This window comes from Rhodoferax ferrireducens (assembly GCF_031458075.1).
GTDB lineage: Bacteria > Pseudomonadota > Gammaproteobacteria > Burkholderiales > Burkholderiaceae_C > Rhodoferax_B > Rhodoferax_B ferrireducens_A.
The window spans coordinates 1,180,986-1,194,761 of the sequence record NZ_JAVDXT010000002.1; the positions used below are offsets into that span (position 1 = coordinate 1,180,986).

The following is a 13,776-nucleotide window of genomic DNA, read 5'->3' on the forward strand; positions in this document are numbered from 1 at the left end:
CGGCTGGCTTACAGCGTGTCGATAAAGCTACGCAGCTTGTCGGAACGGCTGGGGTGCTTGAGCTTGCGCAGCGCCTTGGCTTCTATTTGGCGGATGCGCTCGCGGGTCACGTCGAACTGCTTGCCGACTTCTTCCAGCGTGTGGTCGGTGCTCATTTCGATGCCGAAGCGCATGCGCAGCACCTTGGCTTCGCGCGGCGTCAGGCTGTCCAGGATGTCCTTCACCACGTCGCGCAGGCCGGCTTGCATGGCGGCTTCGATAGGTGCGGTGTTGGCACCGTCTTCGATGAAATCGCCCAAATGGCTGTCGTCATCGTCACCGATCGGCGTTTCCATGGAGATCGGCTCCTTGGCGATCTTCATGATCTTGCGGATCTTGTCTTCCGGGATCTCCATCTTTTCAGCCAGGATGGACGCATCGGGCTCGAAACCAAACTCTTGCAAGTGCTGGCGGCTGATGCGGTTCATCTTGTTGATGGTTTCGATCATGTGCACCGGAATCCGGATGGTGCGCGCCTGGTCGGCGATGGACCGGGTGATCGCCTGGCGAATCCACCAGGTGGCGTAGGTCGAGAACTTGTAGCCGCGGCGGTATTCGAATTTGTCCACTGCCTTCATCAAGCCGATATTGCCTTCCTGGATCAAGTCCAGGAACTGCAGGCCACGGTTGGTGTACTTCTTGGCGATGGAGATCACCAGGCGCAAATTGGCCTCGATCATTTCCTTCTTGGCATCGCGCGACGAGGCTTCGCCTTCGTTCATGCGCTTGTTGATGCCCTTCAGCTCGTCCAGCGGTACGACCACGCGGGCTTGCAGGTCGGTCAGCTTTTGCTGCAGATCCTGCACCGGCGGGATGTTGCGGCCCATGATCGCGCTCCAGGGCTTGTTGGCCGCGGTCTGCTTTTCGATCCACTTCAGGTCCAGCAAATGCGATGGCACTTTGTTGCCCATCTTGTCGCGGCCGCTGAAGTCGGCGATGAAGTTTTCCTGCGGGTAGCCGCATTTGTCGACGATGATGCGGCGCAGCTCGCGCTCTTTCTTGCGCACATCGTCCACCTGGCTGCGCAGCAGATCGCAGAGCTTTTCAATGGTCTTGGCGGTGAAGCGGATGGTCATCAGCTCTTCGCTCAGGGCCGCCTGGGCCTTGACGTAGTGCGGCGTGCCGTAGCCTTCCTTGTCGTAGATCTTGTGGACCTTTTCGAACAGCTCGCGCAGGCGGTCGAAGCGGGTCAGGGCTTCGTTCTTCAGCTCTTCGAGCTTCTTGGTCAGCGCCTTGGAGCCGCCCTTGCCGTCGTCGTCGTCGGCCGCGTCGAATTCGTCGAAGTCTTCTTCGGCCACGTAATCGTCGGCTTCGTTGGGGTTCGAGAAGCCGTCGACGATGGTCGAAATCACGACCTTGCCTTCGCGGATCTGCTCGCCCATGGCGAACACTTCGGCCAAGGTGGCGGGGCTGGCGCTGATGGCTTCCATCATGCGCATCAGGCCGCCTTCAATGCGCTTGGCGATTTCAATTTCGCCTTCGCGGGTCAGCAGTTCGACCGTGCCCATTTCACGCATGTACATGCGCACCGGGTCGGTGGTGCGGCCGAACTCGCTGTCCACGGTGGACAAAGCGGCCTCGGCTTCTTCTTCGGCTTCTTCTTCGGTCGCTGCGGTGGGTGCGGTGTTGTTCAGCAACAGGGTTTCTGCGTCGGGCGTTTGCTCGTACACCGCCACACCCATGTCGTTCAGCATGTTGACCACGACTTCCAGCGTTTCCGCATCGACCAGCTTGTCGGGCAAGTGGTCGGAGATTTCGCCGTGGGTCAGGTAGCCGCGGGTCTTGCCCAGCTTGATCAGCGCCTTCAGGCGCATGCGGCGCTTGGCCATGTCTTCTTCGGACAGGACGGTTTCGTCCAGGCCGAATTCCTTCATCAGCGCGCGCTCCTTGGCCTTGCTGATCTTCATGCGCAGTGGCTTGATCTTCTCGCCGGTGGGGCTGAGCTGGACCGGGGTTTCTTCGACCGGGTCTTCCTCGATCTCGATCAGGTCGTCCAGGTTGATCTCGGTGGAGATCGAACCTTTGGGCTTGGGGCCGCGTTTGGCGCCCGCGGGCTTGGCCTTCACCGGCGCCGCTGCCGCAGCAGCGGCTGCTTTGGTGCCGGCCTTGGCAGCGGGCAGGGTCACGACCTTGGGCGGGCGGCCGGGTTTCTTCTTGGCATCATCGGCTGCGGATGCGACTTCTTTGGCGGCGGGGGACTTCGATGCGGGCACTGATTTGACTTTCAAAGCGGGCTTGACCACGGCCTCGGGAGCGGCTTTCGCTGCCCCTTTGGTGCTGGTTTTGGCTGCGGGCTTAACGGGCTTCTCGGACTTTGGAGCGGGCATGGGCGAAGAACCTCAGGACAACAAAAAAACGAAATAAACCCGGAAGCCACAGGCTACCGGCGCGGGTACGTAAACGTAAGAGAGAGAATTTCTTGTTGGCAAGATGGGAGGGCGATCATTTGCATGGTTGTTGACATCCATGCAGGCAGTCCTTGCGGTGGGGTGGCCGGTGCGCGCTGTGGCGGCTGTTGGCCGTATCCGGAGGTGTTGCTGTCGCTCTTGCCGAGCAGTTAGCCTTAGATTATAGCTTGTTGGCTGAAATTCAAGGGATAAATTAAGGTTTTCAACCTACTTTGACCGCCATCAGCTCCAGCAGGCGGCGGCTTAGTTCACGGTAGATTTCCAGATAGGTGGGATCGGTTTTGGCCTTTTCCAGTGCCTCGGTCTGTTGCTGCTTGATGCGGTCCACCAACATCAGGTTTAGCAGGGCACGTAGCTCTTGCAGGGCTTCCCGGTCAAGTGCTGCATCTGCGGCGTTGGGTGCGCCCGCGGCCACCGGACTGGACATCAGCTTGAGTGCCAGGCTTTCGAAGGCCTGCGCCTGCAAACGGCCGCGCAGCGCCTCCCAGTCCTGCGGGCCGTGCTCGTGCTGCTGGCTCTCCAGCCAGACGAACAAGGGGCCGTGCGGCGCGGGCAGCTCGCAGAGCAGGGCGTGGTCTTCGTGGGTCAGGCTGTCCCAGCCGCTGCTGTTGGCCAGCAGCAAGCGGGTCGCGTGGTCGGCCCGGCTGGCGGGCTGGCGCCGGCCTGCGCTGTCGGATCCGATGGGAGGTTCTTTAGGGGTGTAGCGCTTACCGGGCGTGTACGGGGTGCTATATTTTTTGGTGCTTTTGGCTTCGGAGCGCTGGCCTATGGCTTTGCCGGCCCAGACGTCGGTCAGCTCGTTGCTGTTGAGCTGTACCAGGTCGGCGATCTCGCCCAGCAGCTGGCGCTTCAACGCGCCCTCGGGCAGCTGGCTCCACAGCGGTTTGGCGTTGCTGGCCAGGTGGGCCCGGCCCTCGGCGCTGTTCAGGTCACAGCCTTCGCGCACCGATTCGATCAGAAACCGGCTGAGTGGCGTGGCTTCGGAGATGTAGCGGGCGAACGCGTCGCGGCCGTAGGCGCGGATGTAGCTGTCCGGGTCGTGCTCGGCGGGCAGGAACAAGAACTTGCAGCTGCGCACATCGGTGGCCAGCGGCAGGGCACCGTCCAGCGCCTTGCGGGCGGCGCGGCGGCCAGCGGCGTCGCCGTCAAAGCTGAAGACGACGGAGTCGGTGAACCGGAACAGCTTTTGCAGATGGTCGGCCGTGCAGGCCGTGCCCAGGGTGGCCACGGCATTCGGAAAGCCCAGCTGCGCTAGCGCAACCACGTCCATATAGCCTTCGGTGACCAGCGCATAGCCGGCGTCGCGCAGGGCGTTGCGGGCTTCGAACAGGCCGTAGAGTTCTCGGCCCTTGCTGAACACCGGGGTTTCGGGCGAATTCAGGTATTTGGGCTTGTCGTCGCCCAGCACCCGGCCGCCAAAGCCTATGCATTCGCCTTTGACGTTGCGGATCGGGAACATGACCCGGTCGCGGAAGCGGTCATAGCGCTTTTCTGGATCGTCTTCGCTGGTGATGACCAGGCCGCTCTCTGCCAGCAGCGGGTCGTCGTAGCGCGGGAACACGCCCGCCAGGCTGCGCCAGCCCTCGGGCGCGTAGCCCAGGTCGAATTGCTTGGCGATTTCGCCCGACAGGCCGCGGCCCTTGAAGTAGTCGATGGCGCGCGGCGAATCCCGTAAGTGCTTCTTGTAGGCGGTGCAGGCCTGTTCCAGCACATCGGTCAGGGTGGCCTGCTTTTGTTTTTGCTCGGCGGCGCGTGCGCGGTCTTGTGGCGAAGCGTCGTCTTCGGGCACCTGCATGCCGAACTGCTGGGCCAGGTCGTTCACCGCCTCGATGAAGGTCATGCCCGCGTGGTCCATCAGGAAGCGCAGGGCGTCACCGCTCTTGCCGCAGCCAAAGCAGTGGTAGAACTGCTTGGTCGGGCTGACCGAGAAGGAAGGCGATTTCTCGGAGTGGAACGGGCACAGGCCCATGAAGTTGGCGCCGCCCTTTTTCAGCTGCACGTAGCGACCGACGATTTCGACCACGTCGGCGCGGGCAATCAGTTCCTGGATGAAGGTATGGGGGATAGTCACAGGGGCTATTGTCTCTGCTTGAACGAGGTCGGCAGGAAATGCCGGGGCTATGGGGTGTATATGCCTGTCTAGGGATTGTCACGCTCTATCGGATAATGGAAGAATGGACATGTACAACTTTTGCCTTGCGCCTAGGCTCCGTCAGTGGGCTTGCGCAGCCGTTGCATCCGTTATTGCCTGTTTTTGAAATGGTCCGAGCCTTTACCATTCCACCCCAGAGTTCCACAGAGCCATCCGCATCTGAGTTGTCCGAGCATTTTGATGCGCCCCCGGTGCGGCGCCGCACCACCGTGCTCAGTGCCGCCATGGCCAATGCCTTGCCCTTCCTCAAGCCCATGGGCCGGGTCACCGTCGGCAAGGCACCCAAGCCGCCCAAGGCGCCTGTGCCACCGCTGCCGACCCTGTCGGCCGAAGCCATCCGTGCAGGTATCGACCCGGCGGTGCGCCATAAAGCCTTGCCTCCGGCGCTGACCAGCTACACCGAGTTTGGCACCCGCTCTTTCATCAGTGCAGGCAGTGGCTCGCCCACGGTGCTGTTCGAGTCCGGCCTGGGTAGCGGCAAAGAGGCCTGGAGCAGCATCTTCAACGAGGTCAGCGCCGTAACCCATGCGGTGGCCTACGACCGGGCCGGCTATGGCCAGAGTGAACCATCGAGCCAGCCGCGCGATGGTTTGCAGATACTGCGCGAGCTGCGCGCCATGCTGCAGGCCGAGGAAATCAAACCACCCTACGTGCTGGTTGGGCACTCGCTGGGTGGCACCATCATGAAGCTGTTTGCCAGAACCTACCCCGACGAAGTGGTGGGCGTGGTGCTGGTGGACGCGCGCGCGGCCGAATTCGCCAAGCGCTGCCGCCAGCTGGGCGTGAGCCGGCTCTGGTACGAGCCGCCGTCGGTACTGTTTGCGCTGTCTCCCAGTGCCATGCGGGCCGAGCTGGCGGCTGCATCTTTGACCATGCGCCAGGCCCGCCAGGCCGGGCCATTCCCGGCCGTGCCGCTGATTGTGTTGACCCAGTCCAAAGACACCGGCAAATGGCCGGAGCGGCTGGGCAAGGTCTGGGCGGCTAGCCAGCGCAACATGGCCAAGATGTCGCGCCTGGGCCGCATCAAGGTCTGCGAAGACAGCGGCCACAACATCCACCAGGACCAGCCCGATATGGTGATCACCGCCATCCTCAGCGTAGTGGCTGCCGCCCGCTATGCGCAGGCACAAGCCCGGATACGTGGCTAGTTGTATTGATTTGGTAGCTGATGGTGCAGGTGGATTCTGCGCCACAGACAGTTTTTATATAAAAACTGTCTGTAGGGTGGGCTCTCAAGCGCTGCGCGCCCGCCCACCTTTCTCTGCCCAGGTGCGGGTCCAGCGGATTTGCATTACGCGCAGCATCACCAGCATCACCATGGCCAGGCCGGCGAAGAGCATGAAGCCCCACATATAGCTGCCGCCGTATTGCTTGGACAAGCCCATGGCGTTCGGCACCAGACCGCCGCCCAGGGCGCCGATTTCGCCGATCATTGATCCGGCAACGGCGGTGGCCAGGGGCCAGCGCAGCGGCACCAGCTGGAACAGTGCGCCATTGCCGGCACCCAGCGCGGCAAAACACAGAATCATCAGCAGCGTGGTCAGGGTCAGCGAGTTGCCGGCCAGGCCGCAGGCCACCAGCGTGGCGGCGACGGTGACCAGCACCAGGTTCAGCGTGTTGACGCCGCCCCAGCGGTCGGAGATCCAGCCGCCAAACACCCGCAGCGCAGCGCCCATGAAGGCCGCCAGCATGGTCAGCTGGCCGGCTTGCACCTTGCTCACGCCAAACTGGTCGTAATAGTAGGTAGGCAGGAAGGTGATCAGGCCGATGAAGCCGCCGAAGGTCACGGCGTAGATCAGGCTGAAGGCCCAGCCGTCTTTTTCAAACAGGCAGGCGATGTGTTCCTTGAAGCTCGCATGCGGGTCTAGGTCCGGCGGCTCTTGCGCGTAGACGATCATCACTACCATCGGGATCATGATCGCCGCGGCTGCAAAGCCGTACACCGTAACCCAGCCATAGGCCTGGGCCAGTGGCGGTGCTACCAGCACGCAAACCGCGGTGCCGACATTGCCCGCACCCACCAAGCCCATGGCCAGGCCTTTGTGCTTGGGTGGGAACGAGCCCGAGCCCAGCGACAAGGCCACGCCGAAGCTGGCGCCGGCAATGCCCAGCAGCACGCCCATGGCCAGCAGGTCGTTGAAGCTCTTCACGAAGAAAAAGCCAAACAGCATGGCCACCATGATCAGGCCCATCTCCACCAGCGTGGCTTTCTTGCGGCCTATGTACTGCGACAACAGGCCCAGCGGGAAGCGCATCAGGGCGCCGGCCATGATGGGGATGGACAGCATCAAACCCTTTTGCGCGGGGCTGAGGTTGAAGGTTTCTGAAATGAACGGTGCCATCGCACCATTGAGTACCCAGATGCAGCAGGAGAAGGAGAAATACAAAAATGCGGCGAATAGCGTGGGCGAATGCCCGCTCTTGAGAAAACTACGAAATCCCGACATGGTGCAGATCCTGAAATTAAAAACAATCCCATGCACCAAAGCAAGTTGCGCGCCAGATTTTGGGGCGTAAAAATACGGCTATTTATCTGGTTTTGGCAGCTGTAGCTGTGTTTTGGGGTGCGCCGCACAAAGTGTGTGCGGGTTGTGCGTGGCGTGTGCGCTATTCCCGTGCGCTCCGCGCTGCCGCCAGGGGCGGCGTGGGGCGGGGCGCGGTCAAGGCATCCAGGTCTTGTGGCACCAGTTCGCCGTTGGTGCATTGCTGCAACCAGGCCAGGGACATGCGGCACAGCAGGGGTTGCTTGCTGGATGTGCCGTTGCCGACCGATACCACGGCGTCCACCATCGGAGCAGCGCCCGGGTCGGCCGATGCGTGCAAGGCCTGCAGCTGGCGGCTGTCGATGTCGAGCATGCTGCCCAGCGTGTCCACGCGCAGGGCGAATTCACGGCTCTTGCCGTTGCCGTTATCGGGCGGCAGGCGCAGCACCAGCATCTGGCGGGTCGGGTCGGCGTCGCGCGACAACGGGCCGGTGTAGTCGGTGATCACGCTGCGCAGCTCGACCACCGGGTAGACCTGCTGGCCGATCTGTGTAAAGCCCAGTAGCGGAGGCCGGGCGCTGCCGGCGCTCATCACCGTGCTGTCGGGCGCAGCTTTGAGGATGTGGCGCGCGTCTATGCCCAGCCAGTGGCCGGCAATCGTGAAGGTGGCCAGTTGCAGGTGGTATTCGGTAGCCGTGCGTGGCCCTGTTTGCGCAGCTGGCAGGGTAGGCGTGGCCAGGCGGGTGTCTTGGCGCACACACAGGTGGCGCAGCGACAGGCAGCGCAGGCCGTGCCGGTAGCTGTCGCTGGTGCCGAACTCGCGGTAGCCACGGCCGGGTGCATCGCCCAGGCCGTACAACTGGCCTTGCAAGTCGATCACCGGCTGGCCTGCCTGGGCCGTGCGCAGTGCGGGCAGATGCTGGCGCAAGCCATCGGGGCCACTGGCGTGCAGTACCTGGCCGTTGGCGTCGACAAATGCCAGCATGTCTTGCGCATCCAGTCCGGCGGCGCAGTCGCCCAGGATGGACTGCATCTGGCCGGTGGCGTCCCAGACGATGGCGATGCCGCCCAGTGTCGCGCCTTGCCGGCTTTGCGGGTCGCGCACCGCGGCGCTGTAGACGAAGGTCGGGCCATCGGCATAAAAGCGGCTGGGGCCGTAGCTGCTGACGCTGTAGTCCTGGCCATGGCCCTGGCGCAGGGTGTGGGCAACCCAGGGCTCGTCCAGAATTTGGCCGACCTGCTCGGCCTGGTTGGGTTGCGACACCGCGATGACGCGCCCCTGGCGGTCGAACAGCACCAGGCAGGCGTAGACGGTGTACAGCGCGTTTATCTGCTCTAAAACGGCTGTAGCGCTTTTACAAGCTGCGCTACCAGCTATTAATGTTGTAGCGAATTGGGGTGTCAGCGCCCACCAGCGGCAGTCGTTGGCGCGTTCATAGAGGTTGCGGTCCAGGATCTGCATTGCCAGCTCGGCGCGGCTGTGGGCGTCGCGCAGCATGGAGCGCATCACCACTTTTTGCAGGTCGTGCAATGCGCTGGCAAAGGCGGCGGCGGTCTTTTGGGCGGTGGCACCAATCTCGGACAGCAGGGTCTTGGCGAACAAGGTGTCGCGCGCGGACTCGCTGTGGTCGGCGGCGGTGCGGTTCAGTTCCAGCAGGCCGTTCCATACCGAACGCTCCAGCGCCGACTGGATGGCGGCCGAGCGTTTGGGGATGTGGCTCAGCTCGCCAGCCAGAAAGTCCGGGTGGGCGGCGACTTCGTCCATCAGGGCGGAGCGGGCCTCATCGCCATCGGACTCGAAAGCGCTGTCCAGCGGCAGCATGGCCAGCCCGCGCCAACCCGGGCCGGCATAGCCCTGGAAACCCAGCGTGTTGCGCACCACGGTCAGGTATTTGCGGCCCAGGTGGCGCAGGGTAAACGTGCCCGCAGTCGCCGCTTGCGGCAGGTGCCAGCCCAGGGGCAATTGCAGTGCGTCGCTGGAATGGATGACTGCGCCCTGGGCGTCAACCAGAGCGAGTACCACGTCCTGCCCCTGCGGGTTGTCGCCTTGCACCTGGGCAAAGATGGCGCGGGCTTCGTCGGCCAGTTTGAACTGCAGGCACAGCACCCCTTGGGTGTGGCCGTCCGCCGCAACCGGCTGGGCATAGAGCAGGCTGGGGCTGGCCGTGCCGCAGAAATCGTGCGCCGCGTAGTGCTCGGTGTAGGCGGCATGGCTGGCCTGGACTTCGGCCAGGAAGGCGGCATCACCGGTGCTGGTCGGCAGACTGTGTGCAGGCTGCGCAGCCAGGCAGGCCTGCAGCTGGATCTGGGTGTCGAACAAGTAGATGTTGTCGTACACCGTGTATTTGCTGGCGTAGTCGCGCAAGCGGCTTTCCATGGCTGGGCGCAGCGCGGCGTCGGGCTGGGCCAGGTAGTCGGCAATGGCGCCATCGGTGGCAAAAAAGCCGATATCGGCGGTGCGCTCAAACAGGTTGCGCACCAGGATGTCGATGCACACCTGGGCGCGCGAGCCCAGGTCGTCGAGCGCGGTTTTCAGGGCCTCGGTGGCCAGGCCGCGCATCATTTCCTCGGACAAGGCGGCGAAGTCGTGCCGTGCCTGGGCCAGGTCGCCGCCCGCAGAGGCTTTGCTGGACAAGCTGGACAGCGACGACAGCAGGGAGAGGTTGTCCCAGGCGGCCTCAATCAGGCGCAGTTCCTGGCGCTGGTGCTGCACGCCAGGCATGTAGCGCAGCAGTTGCTCGGGCTGGAGAAGTAGGTTGCTTGCGGGTGTGTGCATTGTCTTTGTTGCGTATCGCTGCCGGCGCTCGCCACTGTAGGGTGGCAATGTGTCCGGTGCAAGGCGGTAGGCCCGGCCGTGGCTGGGCGGGGGGCAGGTGGGTGCTAGCGTGGTGCCAGCACGTGCATGCGGCTGTGGCAATGGACCGGGGCGATGGCGACGGGGCCGTCAGGATGCGGCGGGCGCGGGGTGCTTCGGAGAAAGCCTGGCATGAACACGTCCTTGGATTCTTAACAATATGTTACGAAATTAAGCAAAATCCATGCCGTATTTTGGGGCGCAAAACCGCATGCAACCGCGTTTCTGGGCTGTTTGGCGCATGTTGCTGCCCTGTTTGGTGCGTCGCCGCACCTGAATAGGGTGCGGTTTAGGCGGGCACCGCTTCCACCCGCGGCTGCCCCAGGCTGCGCAACACATCTCGCACCATCTGCGCGCGGTCTTTGGGTTCCGGCAGTTCGCGTTCAATGCGCAGCTTTTCGTTGCCGGCCAGCTTGATGTGCTTGTTCTTCTGGATCAGCTCGATGATGCGCATCGGCTCGATCGGCGGATTGGTCTTGAAGGTGATGTTGATCACGCCGGGCGCCGCATCCACCTTGACTACGCCATAGGGCCGCGCCAGCACCCGCAGGCGGTGGCCGTCGATCAGGGTCTGCGCCTGGGCGGGCAGCTTGCCGAAGCGGTCGACGATTTCTTCCAGCAGTGCGTCGATCTGGTCGGTGGTCTTGGCCGTGGCCAGCTTTTTGTAGAAGCTGAGCCGCAGGTGCACATCGCCGCAGTAGTCGTTCGGCAGTAGGGCCGGGGCGTGCAGGTTGATTTCCGTCGTGACGCTGAGTGGGCTCAGCAGATCGGGTTCGATGCCGGCCTTCAGGCAGCGTACGGCTTCGTTCAGCATCTCGTTGTACAGCTGGAAGCCGACTTCCAGCATATTGCCGCTCTGGTTTTCGCCCAGCACCTCGCCGGCGCCGCGGATTTCCAGATCGTGCATCGCCAGGTAGAAGCCAGAGCCCAACTCTTCCATCTTCTGGATCGCGTCCAGGCGCTGGCTGGCCTGCTTGGTCAGGCCTTCCAGGTCCGGCACCATCAGATAGGCATAGGCCTGGTGGTGGCTGCGGCCCACGCGGCCGCGCAACTGGTGCAGCTGGGCAAGGCCAAACTTGTCGGCCCGGGCCATGACGATGGTGTTGGCGCTGGGCACGTCGATGCCGGTTTCAATAATCGTCGAGCACAGCAGCAGATTGAAGCGCTGGGCCACGAAGTCGCGCATCACGGATTCCAGCTGGCGCTCGGGCATCTGGCCGTGGGCCACGGCGATGCGGGCCTCGGGCAGCAGCTCTTCGAGCTTTTGCCGGCGGTTCTCAATGGTCTCGACTTCGTTGTGCAGAAAGTAGACCTGACCGCCGCGCTTCAGCTCGCGCAGCACCGCCTCGCGGATCACGCCATTGCTCTCGGAGCGCACAAAGGTCTTGATGGCCAGCCGGCGCTGGGGCGCGGTGGCGATCACGCTCAGGTCACGCAGGCCTTCGAGCGCCATGCCCAGGGTGCGCGGGATTGGCGTGGCGGTCAGGGTCAGCACGTCGATTTCGGCTCGCAGCGCTTTCATCTGCTCTTTGTGGCGCACACCAAAGCGGTGCTCCTCGTCGATGATCAGCAGGCCCAGGTTCGCGAACTTGGTCGATTCACTCAATAGCTTATGGGTTCCCACCACAATATCTACGCCACCTTCTGCTATGCCTTTGAGAGCGGCGGTGATTTCCTTGCCCGAGCGGAAGCGCGACACCTCGGCCACCTTGACCGGCCATTTGGCGAAGCGGTCCACCAGGGTCTGGTAGTGCTGCTCGGCCAGCAGGGTGGTGGGCGCCAGCAGCGCTACCTGCTTGCCGCCGGTGATGGCGATGAAGGCGGCGCGCAAGGCCACCTCGGTCTTGCCGAAGCCGACATCGCCGCAGACCAGGCGGTCCATGGGGCGTGGGCTGATCATGTCCTGGATGACGGCATGGATCGCGGCCTTCTGGTCGGGTGTTTCCTCAAAGCCGAAGTCGTTGGCAAACACCTCGTAGTCGTTTGGCGAATAGCGGAAAGCATGGCCTTCGCGGGCTGCGCGGCGGGCGTAGATGTTCAGCAGCTCGGCGGCCGAGTCGCGTACCTGTTCGGCGGCCTTGCGCTTGGCTTTTTCCCACTGGCCCGAGCCGAGGCGATGCAGGGGCGCTTCGTCGGCGCTGACGCCGGTGTAGCGGCTGATGTGCTGCAGCTGGCTGACCGGCACATACAGCGTAGCCTTGTCGGCGTATTCCAGGAATAGAAATTCTTGCAAAACCGGGGTGCCATCGGCGTTCTTGCCCTGGCCCAGGTCCAAGTGGACCAGGCCTTTGTAGCGGCCAATACCGTGGGCCGAGTGGACCACCGGGTCGCCCAGGCTCAGCTCGCTCAGGTCCTTGATCAGCGCTTCGACGTCGCTGACCTGTTCCTGCTTCTTGCGGCGGCGCGTGGTCGGGCCGGCGGCGAACAGCTCGGTCTCGGTGACGAAGTCGATGGCCTCGGCCAGCCAGCTGAAACCGGTATTTAGTGCGGCGGTGGCGATGCCGACTTTTTCGCTGCTGGTCTGGAAGTCTTCCAGCGAGTCAAAGGCCGGTGGATTCACCTGGCTGGCGCGCAGCAGGTCCAGCAGGCTTTCGCGCCGGCCATTGCTTTCGGCCAGCAGCAGCACGCGGTGCGGCGTGCGCTGGATGTGCATCTTCAACTGGGTCAGCGGGTCTTCGGCGCCGCGCGCCACCGACAGCACCGGCAGGGCTTCGAAACCGGTATCGCTGCTGCTTTCCACCGTGCGCAGCGCCAGCTGCGCGTGCTGGTTGGTCAGCGCGTAGAACTGCTCGGTGCCCAGGAACAGCGCTTCGGGCGGCAGCGCCGGGCGGTCGATATCGCCTTGCACCAGGCGGTAGCGCTCTTTGGTGTCTTGCCAGAAGCGCAGGATGGACGGCTCCAGGTCGCCGTGCAGCACCACGGTGGCGTCGGCACCGATGTAGTCGAACACCGTGGCCGTGTCTTCAAAGAACAGTGGCAGGTAGTACTCGATGCCGGCGGTGGCCACGCCATTGCCCATGTCCTTGTAGATGCGGCTCTTGGTCGGGTCGCCGTCCAACAGTTCACGCCAGCGGCTGCGGAACTTGGCGCGGGCGTCGTCGTCCATGGGGAACTCGCGGCCCGGCAGCAGGCGCACTTCGGGCACCGGGTACAGGCTGCGCTGGCTGTCGGGGTCGAAGGTGCGGATGCTGTCGATCTCGTCGTCAAACAAGTCCACCCGGTAAGGCACCTGGCTGCCCATGGGGAACAAGTCGATCAGGCCGCCGCGCACTGCGTATTCGCCGGGGCTGACCACCTGGGTCACGTGGCTGTAGCCGGCCAGGGTCAGCTGGGCCTTCAACTTGGCTTCGTTCAGCTTCTGCTTGGTCTTGAACTGGAAGGTGTAGCCAGCCATGAAGCTGGGCGGCGCGAGCCGGTACAGCGCGGTGGTGGCTGGCACGATGACCACATCGGCGCCGGTGTCCTTGTCGCGCTGGCTGATGCGCCATAGCGTCGCCAGGCGTTCGCTGATCAGGTCCTGGTGCGGCGAAAACGTGTCGTAAGGCAGGGTTTCCCAGTCGGGGAACATCGCGCAGCGCAGACTCGGCGCAAAAAACACGATTTCTTCCATCAGCCGCTGGGCGTCGCTGGCGTCGGAGGTAAAGATCGCCGTCAGCGAACCCTTGGCCTTTTCCCGCAGGGCCAGCTGGGCCAGCAGCACCGCGTCGGCCGAGCCTTGGGGGCGGGGCAGGGTATAGCGTTTGCCGGGGGTGAGTTTGGGGAGGTCCATGGGCGGTGGCTGCGGTTGGGCGGGTTCAGGAATGCAAAAACACCCCCCGGCGCGAGGGCGGGGGGTGTGGA

Annotated in this window: 7 protein-coding genes; 2 read left to right on the plus strand and 5 right to left on the minus strand. The window is 63.5% G+C overall.

Going from position 1 to position 13,776, the window contains the following annotated elements:
• Positions 1 to 8: 8 nt before the first annotated feature.
• Both rpoD and dnaG read right to left on the minus strand, forming a co-directional pair.
• On the minus strand, positions 9 to 2,366 hold the full coding sequence (rpoD, locus tag J2X19_RS14455; protein ID WP_116606485.1) for an RNA polymerase sigma factor RpoD: 2,358 nt from the start codon (positions 2,364 to 2,366) through the stop codon (positions 9 to 11).
• 283 nt (positions 2,367 to 2,649) lie between these two features.
• On the minus strand, positions 2,650 to 4,518 hold the full coding sequence (gene dnaG, locus J2X19_RS14460; RefSeq protein WP_310374151.1) for a DNA primase: 1,869 nt from the start codon (positions 4,516 to 4,518) through the stop codon (positions 2,650 to 2,652).
• 245 nt (positions 4,519 to 4,763) lie between these two features.
• On the opposite strand from dnaG, the gene J2X19_RS14465 reads away from it, so the two are divergent.
• A complete protein-coding gene (locus J2X19_RS14465) occupies positions 4,764 to 5,747 on the plus strand; it encodes an alpha/beta fold hydrolase (RefSeq protein ID WP_310374153.1) in 984 nt (327 codons plus the stop codon).
• 84 nt (positions 5,748 to 5,831) lie between these two features.
• Here J2X19_RS14465 and J2X19_RS14470 read toward each other — a convergent pair whose 3' ends face one another.
• Complete coding sequence (locus J2X19_RS14470; protein ID WP_310374155.1) at positions 5,832 to 6,941, minus strand: MFS transporter; 1,110 nt, start codon at positions 6,939 to 6,941, stop codon at positions 5,832 to 5,834.
• On the opposite strand from J2X19_RS14470, the gene J2X19_RS14475 reads away from it, so the two are divergent.
• Complete coding sequence (locus J2X19_RS14475; RefSeq protein ID WP_310374157.1) at positions 6,928 to 7,116, plus strand: hypothetical protein; 189 nt, start codon at positions 6,928 to 6,930, stop codon at positions 7,114 to 7,116. The genes J2X19_RS14470 and J2X19_RS14475 overlap by 14 nt on opposite strands.
• A gap of 90 nt (positions 7,117 to 7,206) precedes the next feature.
• On the opposite strand, the gene J2X19_RS14480 is transcribed toward J2X19_RS14475, so the two are convergent.
• Both J2X19_RS14480 and mfd read right to left on the minus strand, forming a co-directional pair.
• Positions 7,207 to 9,858 carry a chemotaxis protein CheW gene (locus J2X19_RS14480; protein WP_310374159.1) on the minus strand — a complete coding sequence of 884 codons (2,652 nt, stop codon included), beginning with the start codon at positions 9,856 to 9,858 and terminating at the stop codon, positions 7,207 to 7,209.
• 367 nt (positions 9,859 to 10,225) lie between these two features.
• Complete coding sequence (mfd, locus tag J2X19_RS14485) at positions 10,226 to 13,705, minus strand: transcription-repair coupling factor (RefSeq protein ID WP_310374161.1); 3,480 nt, start codon at positions 13,703 to 13,705, stop codon at positions 10,226 to 10,228.
• Positions 13,706 to 13,776: the final 71 nt, after the last annotated feature.

Coding starts and splice junctions, on each gene's coding strand:
- J2X19_RS14470 (WP_310374155.1), bottom strand. CDS start 6,941: ATGGCACCGTTCATTTCAGAAACCTTCAACCTCAGCCCCGCGCAAAAG.
- J2X19_RS14475 (WP_310374157.1), top strand. CDS start 6,928: ATGAACGGTGCCATCGCACCATTGAGTACCCAGATGCAGCAGGAGAAG.
- mfd (WP_310374161.1), bottom strand. CDS start 13,705: ATGGACCTCCCCAAACTCACCCCCGGCAAACGCTATACCCTGCCCCGC.
- J2X19_RS14480 (WP_310374159.1), bottom strand. CDS start 9,858: ATGCACACACCCGCAAGCAACCTACTTCTCCAGCCCGAGCAACTGCTG.
- rpoD (WP_116606485.1), bottom strand. CDS start 2,366: ATGCCCGCTCCAAAGTCCGAGAAGCCCGTTAAGCCCGCAGCCAAAACC.